We start from the raw sequence: 17498 nt of genomic DNA, 5'->3' as shown, positions 1-17498 counted from the left end.
TCTGAAACTTAGGTGTCGGAACCTGGCAGACTACCTGAGCCATGGCCCGCAAGCCCGCCCGAGACTTCCTCGGTCGATTCACCCGAGAGCTCCTCCGGCAGGACCAGGTTCAGCACAATCGCGATGAAGGCGGCAGGCAGCAGGCCCGAGACCATCAGCACGCGAATGGAGTCAGGCAGGTACTGAACCGCGCCGGGCTCCAACTGCAGGCCAAGGCCCACCGACAGGGCGACCGCGAAGATCACCATGTTGCGCCGGTTCCAATTCACGTCCGACAGCATGGAGATACCGGCGGCCACGACCATACCGAACATCACGATCACGCCGCCGCCTAGAACCTCAATCGGGATCGTGCGGATCAGGCCACCCACTTTCGGGATCAGGCCGCAGATGATCAGGAAGATCGCGCCGCAGGTCACGACGTGGCGGCTCATCACGCCGGTCATGGCGATCAGACCCACATTCTGGGAGAACGAGGTGTTGGGGAAGCCGCCGAAGAAGCCGGCAATTGCGGTGCCGAAACCGTCGGCGAAGGTTGCGCCACGGATTTCCTCGTCCGTTGCTTCACGACCTGCACCACCCTTGGTGATGCCCGACACGTCGCCCACCGTTTCAACGGCAGAGACGAAGGACATCAGGCAGAAGCCCAGGATGGCTGCGACCGAGAACTCGAACCCATACGCGAACGGACGCGGCAGTGCGAAAGCTGCGGCCCGATCCCAGGAAGTCGCGATGGCCTCAAACGACAGCATGTCGGTGAAGAACAGGCAGTAGAAGTAGCCGACCATCAGGCCGATCAGAACCGCCGAGATCGACAACATGCCACGTGCGAAGAACTTCAGCGCGAGCGTCACGAAGACCACGATCAACGCGACGATCCAGTTACCAAGCGAGCCATATTCCTCGGTCCCGATGGCAGGCACACCGCCAGCCGCGTACTGGATGCCCACTTTCACGAGCGCCAGGCCGATCATCGTTACGATCAGGCCAGTCACCAGCGGCGGAAGCGCGAAGCGAATCTTGCCGATGAAGAGGCCCAGGAAGCCGTGGAAGATGCCGCCGACGATCACACCGGTGAACAAAGCCGCCAGCGCATCAACACCTTGGCCCGCCACAAGTGGGATCATGATTGGCAGAAACGCGAACGAGGTACCCTGCACGATGGGAAGTTTGGCCCCGATCGGCCCGATGGAGACGGTTTGCAGAAGTGTCGCCAGCCCGGCGAACAGCATCGACATCTGGATAAGGTACAGAAGCTGCGGGAAATCGGGGCTGTTCGACCCAAAGCCAAAGCCTGCCGCCCCGGCCACGATGATCGCGGGTGTCACGTTCGATACGAACATGGCCAGCACGTGCTGGATGCCCAGTGGGATCGCCTTGTAAAGCGGTGGTGTATAATTTGGATCGCGGAGCTGCTCCGGCGTTCCGATGGATGTATCGGCCATTCTTTGTCCCTCCCAAGATAGCCCTAGATCAGCCCCGCGCTGGTGCACGTTTGATCCGGCTCGACCGTATACGGGGTGTCGAACCGGTGTTCTTGCAGGTTCGGCGTGGTGCCGATCCTGTCGATCACGGCAAACAGGCCCGGCGCGTGGAGGGGTGTGAGCACCCCGTGCCAGGTGTTGCGGTGAAAATTGATGCCTTGCCCCGGCGCAGCCACGAAAGCGCGGGGGTTTGCGGGCGTGCCGTTGTCATCTTCGGCCACGAAGACCAGGAACGGGTCGCCGCTCATGCAGATGAAGGCTTGGGAGCCTTCAGGGTGTCGCTCCACAAGGTCTACGTTGATCGGCCATGTCACGGTCTCGCTTTGGAAAACGCTGATCCCGGCGCGCCCGTCCGGGCCAAAATCGAGCTGCGCGCGATCATGGAAACGCCCACACAGGCCTTGGTTGATGATCTTGTCAGCCGATCCGACAGCCTCCAACACATCCCCGAACTCGCAAAACGCGTCGGAAGTCAGGGGTGTGGCGGTCAGACGCTGGATCATCGCCCTAGTTTCTCTTGCAGGCGCAGCTCTGCAATGCGTTCGACCTGTTTGCAGGCCTCGACGAATTCGGTGCTGCGATCATTGGCGATCCGATTGTGGAATGCCTCAAGAATGGACGCTTTGGTGTTGTCCTTGACCGCAATGATGAAGGGGAAGCCGTGCCGTTCAACATATTCGGCATTCAGGCGCTGGAACGTCGCGCGTTCCTCATCGGTCAGTAGGTCAAGGCCAGCACCGGCCTGCTCTGCCGTGGATTCGGCGGTCAGCTTACCGGCGGCGGCCAGTTTGCCTGCCAGATCGGGATGCGCCGTCAGCACAGCAAGGCGCTGCTCTTCCGAGGCGCTGCGGAAGATGCGGGCGAGTGCGTTGTGCACTCCGGCCGCGCTGTCATGCATCGGGCCAAGTTCAAGGCCATGGGCGCCCTCGGCAATCCAGGGCGAGTGCTCGAAAATGCCGCCAAATTCAGCGACGAACGTGTCACGGTCCATCTGCGATGGGCGAAGCGTGTCAGTAATGGGATGTTCGCGGGTCCAGTGATCGGCAATCTGTTCGCGGGTGGCGAACCAGACGCCGTCATGGCCTTGCATGTAGGCCAAAGCCCGTTGCAGCGCGGCAGCACGGCTGGGGCGGCCGATCAGGCGGCAATGCAGGCCGATCGACAACATCTTGGGCGCACCCGCCTGCCCTTCGGCGTAAAGCACATCAAAGGCATCACGCAGCATCTGTTCGAAATCCGCGCCGGTGGTGAAGCCCGCCTGGATGGAGAACCGCATATCGTTGCAATCCATCGTGTAGGGCACGATCAGCTGATCCTTGCCGCCCGCCTTCACCCAATAGGGCAGATCATCGGCGTAGCTGTCGGCGATATAGGCCAGGTCGCCCTCTTCCGCGGCCAGATCGACTGTGTTCATGGAACAGCGGCCCGTGTACCAGCCACGCGGCGCGGAGCCGGTGACTTCCTTATGCAGACGGATCGCCTCGCGGATCTGCGCGCGTTCTTCGTCGGCGGGCATATCCTTGTGCTCGACCCATTTCAGGCCGTGGCTTGCGATCTCCCACCCTGACGCTTTCATGGCGGCAACCTGCTCGGGTGCGCGCGCGAGCGCTGTGGCCACGCCGTAGACCGTGACCGGCAGATCACCCAGAATGCGATGCACGCGCCAGAACCCGGCGCGTGATCCATATTCGTAAAGGGATTCCATGTTCCAGTGCCGCTGCCCGGGCCAAGGCTGCGCGCCCGTGATCTCGGACAGGAAAGCCTCGGACGCGGCATCGCCGTGCAGGACACAGTTCTCGCCGCCCTCTTCGTAGTTAAGCACGAATTGAACTGCGATCTTCGCATCGTTCGGCCAATTGGCCGCCGGTGGCTCGGCCCCATAGCCGGACATGTCGCGGGGATAGCGGTGCAAAGCAGGTTCCTCTCACAGTTAATTGTTAATAGGGCAAGGCAATGGATATGTTTTTCAAAAAATTCTTTAAACAGCCTTCTGTCCATCGTCCTTTGTGGCAAGCCCGTCGCCGTGGCTATAGACGTATACCGAATGAAAGGAGCCCGCGATGACCGGCTATCTGACGACCCATGTCCTTGATACCGCGCGCGGTTGCCCCGCCGAGGGGATGCAGATCGACCTTTTCCTGATTGAGGGCGAGACGCGCACGCACCTCAAGACGTTGAAAACAAACGATGACGGCCGCACGGATGAGCAGATCCTGCCTGCGTCTGACTTTCAGATCGGTGAATATGAGCTTGTTTTCCACGCGGGCGACTATCTCGACGCAACCGGCACACCGCCGGAAAGCCCGCGCTTTCTGAACATCATTCCGATCCGCTTTGGTATGTCGGAGGCCGCGCACTATCACGTGCCGCTTCTGCTGTCGCCGTTCAGCTATTCGACCTATCGCGGCAGCTGAGCGTCCTGTTCTGCGTCGTGGATGGTTGAGCTAACCCGGTCGATCACGAACTCCATAAACAGCCGTGTCTTTGGGTCCTGCATCCGGCGATGCGTAAACAGGCACGCCATCTGGATCGGTTCTGGCGGGGTTTGCCGCGCAACTGCGATTAGCCGTTTGGCCCTCAGATGATGGGCCACCTCAAAGACCGGCTTCATTGCGATCCCGTGCCCGCCGAGCGCCCAATCGGTCAAGACGTCCCCATCATCGCATTCGTAACGGCCTTTGACCCGGAAGCGTTTGGCACCTCCATCCGTCATCAGCCGCCATTGGAATTCTGACGCTCCCGGAAAGCGCAGGTTCAGGCATTCGTGCTGGCCAGTCAGAAGATCCTCACCGGAGGTTGGGTGGCCGTGTTTGGCGATATAGTCGGGCGATGCACACAGCACGCGCTCCACATCCGCGATCTTGCGGATGCGGAGGTTGCTGTCCTCCGGCTGGCCAAGGAAGAAGGCAAGGTCCAGGCCTTCGGTGGTCAGATCGACCTTTCTGTCGGTCAAACGCAAACGCAGGCTGACCTCTGGGTAAACCTTTAGGAACTCAGGGACTTGCGGCGCAATCAGCCGCCGCCCGACCCCGAGGGGTGCCGCGACATACAGCGCGCCTTTCGGATTCTCGGTGATGTTGACGACTTGCGCCTCGGCATTGTCCACCGCCTCCAGCACCTCTTTCGCGCCATTGTAGAACGCTTTGCCCTGTTCAGTTGGTGTCAAACTGCGGGTCGTACGCTGGAACAGCCTGACGCTCAGATGCTCCTCCAACTGCGAAATGCGGGACGAGGTCACGGCCGGCGAAATGCGCAGGTCACGGCCAGCCGCCGACATGCTGCCAAGCTCATAGACGCGGACAAAAGTGCGGATGTTATCAAAATAGGACATTATTCGGCTTTTTTTGATGCTGCTTGGCTTTCATCCAAGATACCGGAATAGTTCACATTCGCCTAGTCTGCCCGCACGTTCGACCATAGAGAGGTAGGGCATGTTCGATTTGCTCGTAATTTGGGACTGGATCGCCTTTTCGGTCCGCTGGCTACATGTCGTCACCGCGATGGCGTGGATCGGGGCGTCGTTCTACTTCATCGCCCTCGATTTGATGCTGAAACCCAACGATGACTTGCCCGAAGGCGCCCATGGCGAAGAATGGGAAGTGCACGGCGGGGGCTTCTACCATACCGTCAAATACATGGTCGCCCCGGCCCGGATGCCAGAGCATCTGACCTGGCATAAATGGCAAAGCTACGCGACCTGGCTGTCGGGTGCGGCGCTGTTGATGATCATCTATTGGGTCAGTGGCGAGTTATACCTGCTCGATCCCACAAAGGCCGATCTGACGTTGTTTCAGGGCATCCTAATCTCCGGCGCGTCGCTGACCATTGGCTGGCTATTGTACGATCAGATGTGCAAATCGAAACTGGCCGACTATCCGACCGTTCTCATGCTGCTGCTTTTTGTCATTCTGGTCGTGATGTCATGGGGATATCATCAGATCTTCACCGGCCGCGCCGCCCTTTTGCATCTGGGCGCATTCACGGCCACGATCATGACGGCCAATGTTTTCTTCCAGATCATGCCGAACCAGCGGATTGTCGTGGAAGACCTCAAGGCAGGTCGCACGCCGGATGCGAAGTATGGCAAGATCGCTAAGGTCCGTTCGACCCACAACAATTACCTGACGCTGCCGGTCGTCTTCCTGATGCTGTCGAACCACTACCCCTTGGCCTTTGCGACGGAGTATTCGTGGATCATCGCGTCGCTGATCTTCCTAACCGGCGTCACGATCCGGCACTATTTCAACACGATGCATTCGACCGGCAAAGGCCCGCACTGGACCTGGGGTGTGACGGTTCTTCTGATGATCGCCATCGCCTGGCTTTCGACCGCGACGGATACCGAAACATGGGATGAGGCCAATGCCCGCGAGCTGACGCCCTATGAGGAGCGGTTCGCCTCATCCGAGCATTTTGCTGACGCCGCCAGCATCGTGATGGGCAATTGTTCGATGTGTCATGCGCGTGAGCCTGTTTGGCCAGGCCTGATGTGGGCCCCACGCGGAGTCTATCTGGAGACGGATGGCGACATCGCGCGTCATGCCGAGCAAATTTACTACCACGCCGGTGTCAGCCACGCGATGCCACCGCCCAATGCGATCTCGACCATGGATACCGAAAGCCGCGCGACGATTGTGGCCTGGTACCGGGATGTGACGCGGTCTTCGAACTAATCTGTTAATTGGCGTGCGCCCGCAAAGAGCAGGCGCAGGCCAGTTCGATTACCCCACCACGTTGAACTCGGGGCCGTAGGGATAGCCCGTGATGTTCTCGTTGCCGTCTTCGGTGATGATCAGGATATCATGCTCACGATAGCCACCGGCACCGGGCTGACCCTCAGGGATCGTCAGCATCGGCTCCATCGAGATCACGTGACCCGGCTCCAGCACCGTATCGATGTCTTCGCGCAGCTCAAGGCCCGCCTCGCGGCCATAGTAGTGCGACAGGACCCCGAAGGAGTGGCCGTAGCCGAAGGTGCGGTACTGCAGAAGGTCACGTTCGGCGAAGAACTCGTTGATCTTGTGGGTGACTTCCGCGCAGGTCGTGCCAGCCTTCAGCAGGCTGATCCCCAGTTCATGGGCGGCGACATTGGCCTCCCAAATCTTGAGCGAGGCATCATCGACCTCCTGCACGAACATCGTCCGCTCCAGCGCCGTGTAGTAGCCCGAAATCATCGGGAAGGTATTCAGCGACAGGATATCGCCGCGCTGCAACTGGCGGCAGGTGACGGGGTTGTGGGCGCCGTCGGTGTTGATGCCGGACTGGAACCAGACCCAGGTGTCGCGGATCTCAGAGTCGGGGAAGCGGCGGGCGATCTCCAGCTCCATCGCATCGCGGCCTGCCATGGCAACGTCGATCTCGCGCGCGCCGACCTTGATGGCGTCGCGGATGGCATAGCCGCCCACATCCGCCGTGGCGGCGCCTGCGCGGATCATCTCGATCTCGGCAGGGGATTTGTGCATGCGCTGAACCATGGTGGTGGGGGCGACATCGACGGTGCGGGACGGGGCCAGGAATTCCTCCAACAGCGCCTTTTGCGCGACCGAGATATGGTCGCCTTCGAAGCCAATGGACTTGCCGGTGCCAGTGACCGACAGGATCGCACGCCAATAGTTGTTCCGCTGCCAATCGGTGTAGGTGATGCTGTCGCCATGGCTGCGCCGCCAAGGCTGTGCCGCGTCGATACCTGCACTGATCGTCACGCTTTCGGTCGGAGTCACAACCAGCGCGTAAGGGCGACCGAAGGCGCAATAGAGGAAGCCCGAATAGTAGGCGACATTGTGCATGGAGGTGAAAACGCAGGCCTCAACGCCTGCGTCGTCCATGCGCGCACGCAAGTCAGCAAGGCGGGCATCATATTCCGCGCCTTCAAAGGGCAGGATGCGCACACCCTGGTGGAAACGATAAAATTCGGGACGCGTATTGGATTGGGCCATCGACATGATCCTTCTCATCAGGTCGACGCGGAATGCGGGCGTTCTCTCCCTCAGCCGCGTCAACGGTCAAGCAAGATCCCGGCGTTCAGGATTTGGGAAACGGAGGCCCGCTTGCGCGGTGGCGACGCCATCGCCGCTCCGTGCACGCTCTTTGCTGCAAAATGCGGATTCGAGCAAGCGTTTCGGCCGCCCAAAGACGCACAATATCTGCCGGTGAAGCCGCCGCGTTCCTTGCATACCCGGCCACGTCTTATATCACCGGGTAAGCGGACCGCTCTCGCTCCATTGGAGGACATGTTTTGGTGAAGCAGATCGACCTGAACTCGGACCTTGGTGAAGGCTTTGGTCCTTGGCCGATGGGCGACGACGCAACGATGTTGTCCGTTGTCACCAGCGCCAACATCGCGTGCGGCGGCCATGCGAGCGACCCTGAGACCATGTTCAACACGCTTGTTGCCGCGAAGGCCAATGGCGTCACCGTCGGGGCGCATCCGGGCTATAATGATCGCGAAGGGTTCGGCCGCCGGGTCATTCCGATGGAGCCGGAGCAGATCGGGCGCATGGTCACAGCGCAGATCGGCGCGTTGCATGCCATGGCGAGACTGGCCGGGACCGAGGTTTCCTACATCAAGCCCCACGGGGCCTTGGCCAATCTTGCAGCGCGTGACGATGCGGTCGCAACGGCCATTGTCAAAGCCGCGCAAACAGCCTTCCCAGACCTCGCTCTTTTGGCAATTTCCGGCACCCGCGTTGAGGTTCAGGCCAAAGCTGCGGGCGTCCGCGTGTTTTCCGAGATCTTCGCGGATCGTGGGTACCTGTCTTCGGGCCAACTTGTGCCGCGCGGGCAACCCGGCGCGATGATTGAAGATGCTGACGAAGCAGCCGACCGCCTGCTGGAAATGCTGGAAACCGGCCTGATGCCTGTTATCGATGGCGACCCGATCCCGCTTGAGGCGCATTCGATCTGCGTGCACGGCGACAGCCCCCATGCAGTGGGCATGGCGCAAGCGATCCGATCAAAGCTGGACGCGCAGGGGATCAAGATCACGGGGTTCCTGCCAGCACCATGATCGCCGCGGTTTTCAAAGCTGTGGGTGATTGTGCCCTTCTTGTCGAATTCGGCTCGCAGGAAGATGAGGCCCTGAACCGGCTTATCATAACGCTCGACCGTGTGATCTCAGAGGCCGGTATCCCTGGCGTGCGTGAGACCGTTCCAGCCCTCGTGAACCTGCTTGTGGTTTTCGACCCGGTTGAGACAGACCATGTCGAGATTGAAGCGGCGATTCAGGGCCTGCTCCCTCTGCCGGACGCCGCGCAGGATCAAGCCACGCACCACGACGTACCCGTTTGCTTCGACCCGGAGCTGACGCCTGACCTGCAAGACGTGGCGAAGGCGTGCAACATGCGGATCGATGAGGTGGTGGATGTCATCACCCAAACGCACCTCAAAGTAGCCATGTACGGTTTCGCACCCGGCTACGCCTATCTGACCGGCGTACCAGAACGCCTGCGCGTTCCCCGCAAACAGACGCCGAAACCGGACGTACCGAAGGGCAGCATTTTGATGGCCGGTGCGCAAAGCATCATTACGCCGCTGACGATGCCAACCGGCTGGTCGATCATCGGGCGGTCGGCGTTTGAGGTTATGCAAACACAAGGCGAAACCAGCTTCCGCTTCCAAGTTGGCGATACGATCCGTTACCGGGCTATTGGACGCTCAGACCTTCCATCGGAACTGCTGGCGGTATGAGTATCGCGCGCCTCAAAGTCATTGCGGCGGGCCCGCTTGTGTCCTTTCAGGATGCGGGCCGCCCCGGCCTGATGCGCTATGGCGTACCAGCCTCCGGACCGATGGACCGCTTCGCCTTTGACGCCGCCCATGCGATGCTCGGCAACTTGCAAGGCGGCACATCTATCGAAGTATCACTCGGCGGGTTGGTCCTGGAATGCATTGAAGGCGCGGTGAGCGTCGCCGTCGCCGGAGGGTCTTTTCGTATTGGATTGAACGGGGCCGTCAGCGAGGGATGGATGGTGCACTCGCTGACCCAAGGCGCGCGGATAAGCATTAACGGCGGAGCATGGGGCAGTTGGTGTTACCTGGCTTTCGCAGGGGACGTTGCAGCACCGGAATGGTTGTCGTCCAAAGCAACGCACACACTGTCCGGCCTCGGCGGCGGCGCTGTACAGAGCGGCGACATCATCACTATCGACGATGCGTCGCTCCGTCCGGGGCGGAATGGCCTGTACGACGTGCCCGACATAGCGCACCCGGATGGAGTGGGGCGGGTCGTGATCGGGCCGCAAGATGCCCGCTTTGTGGATGGCACCACAGATTTGCTGTGTGAGACGCCCTACCGGGTGACGGATGCCTACAACCGAATGGGGATGCGCCTCGACGGTCCCACCCTGGAACTGGGCGATGCGCTGTCGATCCCCTCTGAGCCGATTGTGCGCGGCTCCATCCAGGTTGCCGGTGACGGCGTGCCCACGCTGCTTCTGGCCGATCATCAAACCACCGGCGGTTATCCCAAGATCGCAACGATGATCTCGGCAGATGTGGATCGCGCCACCCAATTAAGGGCCGGAGAGCCGCTCAAATTCCAAGCCGTCAGCGCGACGGAGGCTGTCGCCATCACGCGTGCTCATGCCGACGCCCGGAAGGCCGCGCTGGATACGCTTGCTGCGCCGCGCCAGACGCTGGTTGAGAAGCTGAGAGAGGCCAACCTGATCAGCGGAGCCGTTGCCGAGAAATAGCGCGCAACCGCATCGCTACCGACTAGATATCCAGAAAGATCGTCTCGTTCGGACCCTGCAGGTGAATGTCGAAGCGGTAGACGCCATCTCCCTCGGATTTGGCCAGCAAGGTCGGCACCCGGTTCTGATGCTCGATCCGCGTCAACAACGGATCGGCCGCATTCGCCTCCTCCTCATCCTCGAAATAGAGGCGCGTTTGAAGCCCGATGTTGATGCCGCGTGCCACGATCCAGACGCTGATATGGGGGGCCTGCACCCGGCCATCAGGAAAGGGAACGGAGCCGGGTTTGACCGTCTCGAACACGAACTCACCGGTTTCCATGTCTCCGGGCGAACGGCCAAAGCCAGTGAAGTTCGGATCCGCCCGCCCGCGCGCCTCATTGACCGCGTTGAACAAACCCGCCGCATCGGCCTGCCAAATCTCGACCATCGCGTCTTTCAGTGGTGTGCCGGCACCATCGAAAACCGTGCCCTTGATCGTGATTTCCTGACCCTGAACCGGGCCGGTCTTCATCACTGCGCCAATATCCCCTCCAAACATGGCAAGCCCGGCGAAATTCGGGGTGCAGCCAATATGCACATACGGCCCCGCCGTCTGGCTTGGGCTTTCCTTCAGCTCGCCTGCACGCGCCATCACAGCCCCTCCGCGCGATTTTCGAAATAGGTCTGCCTGCGTCCACGCAGCACCATGTCAAACCGGTAAGCGCGCGCATCCATCGGCACGGTCCGCGCCATGTCGAGCGGTGCTGTCAACGCACCCACCGCCGCTTGGCTTTTGAGCGCGCCGACGATCGGACATAGCGGGATCAGGGGATCGCCTTCGAAATACATCTGGGTGATCAGCCGCTGCGCAAATCCATGGCCAAACAGCGAAAAGTGGATATGGGCCGGTCGCCAATCGTTCGCGCCATTGGGCCAAGGATAGGGCCCGGGCATGACGGTGCGGAATTCGTACGTTCCGTCCGCCGCCGTGATGGTTCGCCCACAGCCGCCAAAGTTCGGATCAAGCGGGGCGATATACCCCTCCTTCTTGTGGCGGTAGCGCCCGCCTGCATTGGCCTGCCAGAACTCGACCAAGGCCCCCGGCACGGGCCGTCCTGTTTCATCCGACACACGCCCATGCACGATGATGCGCGGGCCAATCGCGCTTTCGCCGGGCTGTGCGAAATTCAGGATCAAGTCATTGTCGAGCGGTCCGATCAAATCGTGCCCGAAAACGGGCGAGGTTTCTTCGCTCAACGTCGAGGGGAACGAGATCAGCGGCGCCTGCGGGCTGCGCTTCACGCTGGTTTTGTAGGCGGGTGTCAGCGCATCGGGTTGCCAAACGCGGTCGCGCGCCATGTATCCGCCCTGCGGGGGGTCGCTGGCCATCGGGGTCTCCCTCACGTCTCCCATGCTCTTTTACAATCGACCCCAGATCGGTGGACCGCGCAAGGGGTGCAGTGGGTCAGATGAGCCAGCGTTTGAGCATGTGGTGCAAATCAACCCGCGCGCCCAACCGGGTGGCCAACAGGTAAAGCCCGCCAATTTTACGCTGCAAAAAAAGCGTATCGGCGGGCGGGAGATGCCAAAGCTCCCGCTCCTGACCGATGACCTGCCCCTTTTGACGCAGCTCGTTTGCCAGATCGGTGACACCGAAATCAAAAGCGTCACGCTGCCGAAGCGCCGAAAAGCCAAGGTCCGCCATGTCCAGAATGGCCTCACGGTGGACGGCGCTGAGACCCGGCTTCACGAAGCCGATGCCCTCAAGGGCCGCGAGGACATCGCTGCGCTGCCCCTCCACTCCGGCCCTGAGCAGCGTCAGATGGCCCTCGGCAAGCGCATCGGGAATGTCGCGCGTGGCACCGAAGTCCAGCAAGACGATCTGGCCCGTCTCCGCACGCCAGCGGTAATTGGCGAAGTTGGGGTCGGTTTGCATGACGCGGAAGTCAAACAGTTCGCGCAAGCAAAGCTCGATCAACGCGGTGACAGCTGTGTCGCGGTCTTTTGGGTCGGCCTCAGCTAAAGCCTCGATGGGGGCCGCGTCTTCGAACGACATGGCAAGCGCGACATCCGTGGACAAATCTTCCCGGAACTCCGGAACGGCGAAGCGCGCATCGTCGGCCAATAGGGTGCCGAATTGCGTCAGGTACCGGCCTTCGCGCGAATAGTCGGCCTCTTCACGCAATTGCTTGCGCGCCTCTTCGATCAAGGGGGCAAGGTCGAGCTCTTTGGGCCAGAGACCAGACCATCGGATCAGGCCCGCCGCATTGTCGAGGTCGCTGTCGATGGCCTCCTTCACACCCGGATATTGCAGTTTGAGGGCCAGCCGCATGCCATCGCGCGCGACTGCGCGGTGCACCTGCCCGATTGAGGCAGCAGCCAAGGGGGCGGTTGAGAAGCTTTTGAAATTCTGTCTGAAATCAGTACCATAGGCCGCCTCCAACACGGCTTTCAGCTGCTTTGGCGTCATCGCGTCGCCTTCGGCCCGTAGGCGCGCAAGAATGCCGGCCAATTCCGGCGGCAGGACGTCTCCGGTTTCCATCGAAAGGAGCTGACCCAGCTTCATCGCTGCGCCGCGCATTTCCGAAAGGCGGTCCGTAATGCGGGTCAGGTTGCGCGGGGTCATCAGAGCTGAGGCCATATCTGGCTTTGCGCCGGTTACAGCCGCCCGCGCCCGCGCCATCGCGGCCTGGCCCGCCAACCCGGTCGCAAGACCACCCATGCGCGCAAACCGTGCGACGCGCCCGGTCGGGACGGCACGCGGGCGCAGCCCTGGGTTCATTGGCGTTTCAGACATGCACCGACTGCTCTAAAGATCATTGTCCATTGTGATCGCATTTAGCGCGCGGTCTGGACGCGAACAGGTGCAGTCACCGCCAATGTGCTGAATGGGAGACCGCAGTGCAGCGGCTGCATTCATTCCAAGTCTGTGAGGATGGCACTTTCGTCTTGGCCCGGCATGAAGATGCAAAACCGCCCGCGCCCGTTGCGTTTTGCGTCGTAAAGGGCTTCATCAACATCGTTCATCAACTGTTCGATCGACGGACGGGTCGCATAGGCAGCCGTTGAGGCGATACCAATGCTGGCCGAGATTTGGACAGTGACATCCCCCAAATCTATCGGCTCTTCTATGCGCTCAATAATGCGCTTGGCAATCCGGGCGGCAATGTCGTTGCTTTGCGCGGGACGCAGCACGATGAGAAATTCGTCACCACCAATCCGGGCAGGAAAATCGTTGCGCCGCAATTCACGATCCAGAATGCGCCCGATTTCCACCAGAACCGCATCGCCTGCAGCATGGCCGTGAGTGTCATTGACCTGCTTGAACAGGTCGAGGTCCAGGTGCATCAGCGTGAAATTCTGGCCGCGGCAAGCCATAAGATGCTCAAGTTCATCGTCCATGGCCCGGCGGTTCGACAGACCCGTCAAAACATCCGTTCGGGCCTGTTCCTGTGCGATGGCGTTGGCATTTTGGAGCCGATTAGTCAGATGCTCAGACAGTCGCGTGGTCGATGCCTTGGCCTCATTAAGGTAAAGCAATTCAATAGTTTGGTCAGTTGCCGCAAAGTCTGAAAGCGTGAGCGAGAATTCGGCGACCGCCCGCGCAAAAGACAGACCGAAAGACAGGTTTAATATCGCGCCGCCCTCCCCTTGCAGCGGCAAGATTACCCCCCGGAACGGCAAATGATCCGCCCGCGTCAAGCAAAGGCTCAGGCGTTGGTCCGCCGCATTCATCAAGGCGTCAAACGTCTCGATGCCACTAGGGCGGCGAATGGAGAATAGATCCAGCAGCGGCCGATCAAATACGGGACCGTCGCCGATCATTTTCGACAGCGTAGGCCCGATATGGGAAATCTTGCCGCCCGCGTCGACCTGGACATGCATCGGCAGCAAGGCATCCACCACACCGCTTGGCATCGCAACAAAAGTCTCGGGCGGCAAGGTTTGCATATTCATGTCGGCACCGCCCCCAAAACGAAGGCATTGCCTTCGGAATGCGCCATGTCGAACACGTCGATCCGGATACACTCCTTGTTGCCGTCGAACCCGTCCAAGCTAAGCGTGGCAAGCGCGCCATAATCATCCGCCATCGCCCGCAGCGCACCCAAAAGGATGGGCCCCACACCGGGCAAAGACCATGCCGCCTTGATCCGAAAGGACGCCTCCGCGCCAGGTGACACCTCGATTTCTGGCATCTCGATATCCGGCATTGCCATACGACCGCGATCCGCCAGCTCATCCAGGGAAAGAATGAACTCTGACAAGGTCGCTCCGCCGAAACGCAACAGACGCTTCAACGGGGCGTAGGGTTCATGCGTGATCAAAAAGGTGCCAAGATCTTCGAGAAGGGCATTGGGGTGTTTATGAAGCACATCGGTGGCGGCCTGGAAGCAATCCAGCGTCACCTTGTCTTCGTAACGCAGCATCGCCTCAAAATCCGTGAACCTGAGCTGTGCGACGCTGCGCACCTCGTCCCACGTATCGCGTCCATAGGTTTCAACAAGAAACCCCTGGAACGCACCGTTGATCATGCCATGCATTTGGCTAGCTGCCTCTTATTGAAACCACTGCTCACCGGGACGGTAGAGGGCAGAAGTAAAGAAACCCTTTGCAGCCTTGGGAATCAGAAATCTGTTGGCGCACCACCTTCAGATTTGCGACGGGCCACGAAGTCCGCGAGCTCATCACGGATCGCAATGTCCATCGGCGGGGCCTCAAACTCGTTCAGGATGTCCTTGTAGGTTTTGTGGGCCCGTTCCGCCGTCCAGACCGCACCATCCAGTCGCCAAGCCTCAAAATTGCGCCAATCTGACAGGAATGGGCCATAGAATGCCTCCTGATACCGATCCTGCGTGTGCTGACAGCCAAAGTAATGCCCGCCCGGCCCCACTTCGCGGATCGCGTCAATCGCGATGTCCTCTTCCGCAGTGCCAAGCAGCATCGGCTCGAAATAGCGCTGGATCTGCTGCAGCAACTCGCAGTCCATCACGAACTTTTCGGGGCTGGCGATCAAACCGCCCTCCAGCCAACCGGCGGCGTGGTAGACCATGTTTGCGCCCGATTGTACGGCTGACCACAGCGAATTCGCCGTTTCCCACATCGCTTGGCCATCCGGAACGTTGGCTGCACAGACGCCCGAGGCGCGCATCGGCAGCTTGTAGAACCGCGCCATCTGGCCGGTCATCTGCGTGGCCCGCATATATTCCGGCGTGCCGAAAGCGGGTGCGCCGGATTTCATGTCGACGTTAGAGGTGAAGGTGCCAATCGCAACCGGGCATCCCGGCGCGATCCATTGCAGAAGCGCAATCGCGGCCAAGCCTTCGGCAATGCTCAGCGTCACCGCGCCCGATAGCGTCACCGGCGCCATGGCTCCTGCCAGTGTGAAGGGTGTCACCACAGTCGGCTGCCCGCGCCGCGCCAGACGCATTGCGCCGTCCAGCATCGGGAAATCGTGCTTCAGCGGGCTGACCGAGTTGATGTTGGTGTACATCCGCGGCGTGGCGCCGAACTCCTCGTGCGTCAGGCCACCGGCGATCCGCACCATCTCCATCACGTCATCGACGCGCTCTGCCCCCAACGAGTAGGCATGGGCCACCTTGTCGGTCAGCGTTAGCTTCTCAAACAGGCAATCGAGGTGACGAACAGAGGCATGTACATCAATCGGCTCCACCGGGTAACCGCCTGCGAAGTGGATACAGTTGAAATACTGCGTGAGCTTGATGAACTCGACATAGCTTTCCATGTCGCCCGGCCGCTTCCCACGCTCCATATCCCAAGCATTGGGCGGGCTTGAGACATTGCCGAACACCATATGCTTGCCGCCCATGGTTAGAGTCCGGTCCGGATTGCGCGGCGTGATGGTGAAAGTCTCGGGCGCCTTGGCGACCATTTCTTCTACAAAATCTCGCTCGAAGAAGACCGTCTGCCCTTCGACCTTGCAGCCAGCTTCTTTCAGGTGGCCGATGGCCTCGTCATTCAGGAATTCGATCCCAAGCTCTGAAAGAATGCGCATCGCACCATTGTGGATCGCGCGCACGCCTTCTTCATCCAGCGGCTCGGTCGGGCGGTCATTGTTGACGGGCACCCGCCACGGCGTCTGGTCAATCACATGGGCGGCGGCGCGGGCGGCTCCGGCGGCGCGGCCTCCGGCACGGCGACGGCGGGGGGTAGGAGAGGCTTCATTCATAAGGACACGCTGACAGTTTGGCTGGTTCAGGGGCATCATCCCCAACCTCTGCGCATGTGTATGGACGGAATGCGACGGCAGAGCGTCGTATTTGACCCGGTCAGCTGTCCAGCCAATCCCCGAGCGCACCAATGTCAGGCAAGACCACGTCCGCGTGCGGGGCAAGGTCGGCAGCCGTTGCCACGCCTGTCAAAACAGCAACCCGCGTAAATCCAGCCGCTTTGGCCGCGTGCATATCGTGCGTGCTGTCTCCGACCATGACCAGAGTTTCGGGCAAAAGGCCCATGGCTTCGGCAAAACCGAAAAGCATCCCCGGTTCGGGCTTTGCGCCGTATCCGCTATCTGAGCCGGATACGAAGTCGAACAGGTCCAGGGCGCCGACGCTGGCGATGTTCGATTTCGCCGCGTCCACCGTGTCGTTTGTCGCCACGCCAAGGCGCAGGTCGCGGCGCTTCAGATCAGTCAGCACAGTCCGCAAGGGAACAGACTCGGCTTGCTTGGCGCGGGCCGTTTCTTCCTTCAGATGCGAAAAAAGTGCCGACGGCTCCCATTCAGACAGCTCAGCGGCCAGTGCATCGGCCACCTGCTGTGCCGTTCCTGCGATCACAAAACTGTCAGGGCGGAATACGCGCGCCTGAAGATCGTAGCCCAAAGCATCGGCCAGACGCTGCGCCAGCAGGCTGTCACCACGCGAAATACCGGCGATCATATCCGCCGCCCATCCGCCCCAGGTTTTCTGGAAATCAAACAGCACGCCGTCCTTGTCGAACAAGATACCTGCGATTTCAGCCATGGCTCAGGTCCAATCCGGCACAGCGCCGCCAGGCAGCCCCGCCCGGATCATTTGGAAGTTTTGTGCTGGAATGTCAGTGCCTTCCGAGGCTTTCAGAACCCATTGATCATCCATCAACAGGAAATCGAGGACGGAGGCGAGGAACTCAGGTTCGTCGGCTCTAGCCCGGATGTCGTCTTCACCTGTTCCCGTGGCACCCATGAACAGCGGCAACAGCTCTTCATCGCCCGTTAGCCACGCCAAAATGGTGAGTGCCTGCGTCTCGGCAATTTCTTGCTGCATGCTTGTCGATCCATTTCACCTTAAAGGGTTTGTTAACCTTTGCAGGTCAGGTTTGGTCCAGTGTTACAGGCATGGCTTGC

18 protein-coding genes are annotated in these 17498 nt (G+C 60.5%); 5 read left to right on the top strand and 13 right to left on the bottom strand.

What is annotated here, in order from left to right; all coding sequences use genetic code 11:
- Nucleotides 1-8: 8 nt before the first annotated feature.
- The 3 genes from V8J81_RS03620 to puuE are packed head-to-tail and all read right to left on the bottom strand — an operon-like array spanning nucleotide 9 to nucleotide 3396.
- Nucleotides 9-1445, bottom strand: a complete 1437-nt coding sequence (locus V8J81_RS03620) for a uracil-xanthine permease family protein (protein WP_368474387.1) — start codon at nucleotides 1443-1445, stop codon at nucleotides 9-11.
- Between the two features lie 23 nt (nucleotides 1446-1468).
- Nucleotides 1469-1987 carry an ureidoglycolate lyase gene (locus tag V8J81_RS03615; protein WP_368474386.1) on the bottom strand — a complete coding sequence of 173 codons (519 nt, stop codon included), beginning with the start codon at nucleotides 1985-1987 and terminating at the stop codon, nucleotides 1469-1471.
- Nucleotides 1984-3396 (bottom strand): allantoinase PuuE, encoded by a 1413-nt coding sequence (gene puuE / locus V8J81_RS03610; RefSeq protein WP_368474385.1) that lies wholly within the window; start codon nucleotides 3394-3396, stop codon nucleotides 1984-1986. Before puuE ends, V8J81_RS03615 begins: the two co-directional genes overlap by 4 nt.
- A gap of 148 nt (nucleotides 3397-3544) precedes the next feature.
- On the opposite strand from puuE, the gene uraH reads away from it, so the two are divergent.
- Nucleotides 3545-3898, top strand: coding sequence for a hydroxyisourate hydrolase (uraH, locus tag V8J81_RS03605; protein ID WP_368474384.1), 354 nt, complete (start codon nucleotides 3545-3547; stop codon nucleotides 3896-3898).
- Here the strand turns inward: uraH and V8J81_RS03600 are convergent.
- On the bottom strand, nucleotides 3883-4815 hold the full coding sequence (locus tag V8J81_RS03600; RefSeq protein WP_368474383.1) for a LysR family transcriptional regulator: 933 nt from the start codon (nucleotides 4813-4815) through the stop codon (nucleotides 3883-3885). The genes uraH and V8J81_RS03600 overlap by 16 nt on opposite strands.
- A 100-nt stretch (nucleotides 4816-4915) precedes the next feature.
- On the opposite strand from V8J81_RS03600, the gene V8J81_RS03595 reads away from it, so the two are divergent.
- Entirely contained in the window at nucleotides 4916-6157 is a 1242-nt protein-coding gene (locus V8J81_RS03595) for a urate hydroxylase PuuD (RefSeq protein WP_368474382.1), read from the top strand.
- A gap of 48 nt (nucleotides 6158-6205) precedes the next feature.
- Here the strand turns inward: V8J81_RS03595 and V8J81_RS03590 are convergent, their stop codons facing one another.
- Nucleotides 6206-7420, bottom strand: coding sequence for an aminopeptidase P family protein (locus V8J81_RS03590; RefSeq protein WP_368474381.1), 1215 nt, complete (start codon nucleotides 7418-7420; stop codon nucleotides 6206-6208).
- A gap of 302 nt (nucleotides 7421-7722) precedes the next feature.
- Here V8J81_RS03590 and V8J81_RS03585 point away from each other — a divergent pair, with 302 nt between their 5' ends.
- Genes V8J81_RS03585 through V8J81_RS03575 form a run of 3 tightly spaced genes read left to right on the top strand, consistent with a single transcriptional unit; the run spans nucleotide 7723 to nucleotide 10174 of the window.
- The gene (locus V8J81_RS03585; RefSeq protein ID WP_368474380.1) at nucleotides 7723-8490 is read left to right on the top strand and encodes a LamB/YcsF family protein; all 768 of its coding nucleotides are present in this window, start codon (nucleotides 7723-7725) and stop codon (nucleotides 8488-8490) included.
- A complete protein-coding gene (locus tag V8J81_RS03580; protein ID WP_368474379.1) occupies nucleotides 8487-9170 on the top strand; it encodes a 5-oxoprolinase subunit B family protein in 684 nt (227 codons plus the stop codon). Before V8J81_RS03585 ends, V8J81_RS03580 begins: the two co-directional genes overlap by 4 nt.
- Nucleotides 9167-10174 (top strand): 5-oxoprolinase subunit C family protein, encoded by a 1008-nt coding sequence (locus V8J81_RS03575; RefSeq protein ID WP_368474378.1) that lies wholly within the window; start codon nucleotides 9167-9169, stop codon nucleotides 10172-10174. The genes V8J81_RS03580 and V8J81_RS03575 overlap by 4 nt, the downstream gene beginning before the upstream one ends.
- Nucleotides 10175-10196: 22 nt before the next feature.
- Here the strand turns inward: V8J81_RS03575 and pcaG are convergent, their stop codons facing one another.
- The 8 genes from pcaG to V8J81_RS03535 all read right to left on the bottom strand — a co-directional run bounded on the left by pcaG (nucleotide 10197) and on the right by V8J81_RS03535 (nucleotide 17418).
- Nucleotides 10197-10808 carry a protocatechuate 3,4-dioxygenase subunit alpha gene (pcaG, locus tag V8J81_RS03570; protein ID WP_368474377.1) on the bottom strand — a complete coding sequence of 204 codons (612 nt, stop codon included), beginning with the start codon at nucleotides 10806-10808 and terminating at the stop codon, nucleotides 10197-10199.
- The gene (gene pcaH, locus V8J81_RS03565) at nucleotides 10808-11545 is read right to left on the bottom strand and encodes a protocatechuate 3,4-dioxygenase subunit beta (protein WP_368474376.1); all 738 of its coding nucleotides are present in this window, start codon (nucleotides 11543-11545) and stop codon (nucleotides 10808-10810) included. Before pcaH ends, pcaG begins: the two co-directional genes overlap by 1 nt.
- Nucleotides 11546-11621: 76 nt before the next feature.
- Nucleotides 11622-12953 carry an ABC1 kinase family protein gene (locus V8J81_RS03560; RefSeq protein ID WP_368474375.1) on the bottom strand — a complete coding sequence of 444 codons (1332 nt, stop codon included), beginning with the start codon at nucleotides 12951-12953 and terminating at the stop codon, nucleotides 11622-11624.
- Between the two features lie 119 nt (nucleotides 12954-13072).
- On the bottom strand, nucleotides 13073-14113 hold the full coding sequence (locus V8J81_RS03555) for a diguanylate cyclase domain-containing protein (RefSeq protein ID WP_368474374.1): 1041 nt from the start codon (nucleotides 14111-14113) through the stop codon (nucleotides 13073-13075).
- A complete protein-coding gene (locus V8J81_RS03550) occupies nucleotides 14110-14697 on the bottom strand; it encodes a heme NO-binding domain-containing protein (RefSeq protein WP_368474373.1) in 588 nt (195 codons plus the stop codon). The genes V8J81_RS03555 and V8J81_RS03550 overlap by 4 nt, the downstream gene beginning before the upstream one ends.
- Nucleotides 14698-14780: 83 nt before the next feature.
- Nucleotides 14781-16343: a trimethylamine methyltransferase family protein gene (locus V8J81_RS03545; RefSeq protein ID WP_368477592.1), complete on the bottom strand. Its 1563-nt coding sequence runs from the start codon at nucleotides 16341-16343 to the stop codon at nucleotides 14781-14783.
- Between the two features lie 100 nt (nucleotides 16344-16443).
- Entirely contained in the window at nucleotides 16444-17136 is a 693-nt protein-coding gene (locus tag V8J81_RS03540) for an HAD family hydrolase (RefSeq protein ID WP_368474372.1), read from the bottom strand.
- Between the two features lie 3 nt (nucleotides 17137-17139).
- On the bottom strand, nucleotides 17140-17418 hold the full coding sequence (locus tag V8J81_RS03535; protein ID WP_368474371.1) for a DUF3572 domain-containing protein: 279 nt from the start codon (nucleotides 17416-17418) through the stop codon (nucleotides 17140-17142).
- Nucleotides 17419-17498 lie beyond the last annotated feature (80 nt).

Origin of the sequence: Gymnodinialimonas sp. 202GB13-11, from assembly GCF_040932485.1 — a bacterium.
GTDB lineage: Bacteria > Pseudomonadota > Alphaproteobacteria > Rhodobacterales > Rhodobacteraceae > Gymnodinialimonas > Gymnodinialimonas hymeniacidonis.
This window is presented reverse-complemented; position numbering and strand designations above follow the sequence as displayed.

What these genes read in the sequence shown, in the direction of transcription:
- V8J81_RS03620 (WP_368474387.1), bottom strand. Translation starts at nt 1,445, where the DNA reads ATGGCCGATACATCCATCGGAACGCCGGAGCAGCTCCGCGATCCAAAT.
- V8J81_RS03615 (WP_368474386.1), bottom strand. Translation starts at nt 1,987, where the DNA reads ATGATCCAGCGTCTGACCGCCACACCCCTGACTTCCGACGCGTTTTGC.
- uraH (WP_368474384.1), top strand. Translation starts at nt 3,545, where the DNA reads ATGACCGGCTATCTGACGACCCATGTCCTTGATACCGCGCGCGGTTGC.
- V8J81_RS03600 (WP_368474383.1), bottom strand. Translation starts at nt 4,815, where the DNA reads ATGTCCTATTTTGATAACATCCGCACTTTTGTCCGCGTCTATGAGCTT.
- V8J81_RS03595 (WP_368474382.1), top strand. Translation starts at nt 4,916, where the DNA reads ATGTTCGATTTGCTCGTAATTTGGGACTGGATCGCCTTTTCGGTCCGC.
- V8J81_RS03590 (WP_368474381.1), bottom strand. Translation starts at nt 7,420, where the DNA reads ATGGCCCAATCCAATACGCGTCCCGAATTTTATCGTTTCCACCAGGGT.
- V8J81_RS03580 (WP_368474379.1), top strand. Translation starts at nt 8,487, where the DNA reads ATGATCGCCGCGGTTTTCAAAGCTGTGGGTGATTGTGCCCTTCTTGTC.
- V8J81_RS03575 (WP_368474378.1), top strand. Translation starts at nt 9,167, where the DNA reads ATGAGTATCGCGCGCCTCAAAGTCATTGCGGCGGGCCCGCTTGTGTCC.
- pcaG (WP_368474377.1), bottom strand. Translation starts at nt 10,808, where the DNA reads ATGGCGCGTGCAGGCGAGCTGAAGGAAAGCCCAAGCCAGACGGCGGGG.
- pcaH (WP_368474376.1), bottom strand. Translation starts at nt 11,545, where the DNA reads ATGGCCAGCGACCCCCCGCAGGGCGGATACATGGCGCGCGACCGCGTT.
- V8J81_RS03560 (WP_368474375.1), bottom strand. Translation starts at nt 12,953, where the DNA reads ATGTCTGAAACGCCAATGAACCCAGGGCTGCGCCCGCGTGCCGTCCCG.
- V8J81_RS03555 (WP_368474374.1), bottom strand. Translation starts at nt 14,113, where the DNA reads ATGAATATGCAAACCTTGCCGCCCGAGACTTTTGTTGCGATGCCAAGC.
- V8J81_RS03550 (WP_368474373.1), bottom strand. Translation starts at nt 14,697, where the DNA reads ATGCATGGCATGATCAACGGTGCGTTCCAGGGGTTTCTTGTTGAAACC.
- V8J81_RS03545 (WP_368477592.1), bottom strand. Translation starts at nt 16,343, where the DNA reads ATGAATGAAGCCTCTCCTACCCCCCGCCGTCGCCGTGCCGGAGGCCGC.
- V8J81_RS03540 (WP_368474372.1), bottom strand. Translation starts at nt 17,136, where the DNA reads ATGGCTGAAATCGCAGGTATCTTGTTCGACAAGGACGGCGTGCTGTTT.
- V8J81_RS03535 (WP_368474371.1), bottom strand. Translation starts at nt 17,418, where the DNA reads ATGCAGCAAGAAATTGCCGAGACGCAGGCACTCACCATTTTGGCGTGG.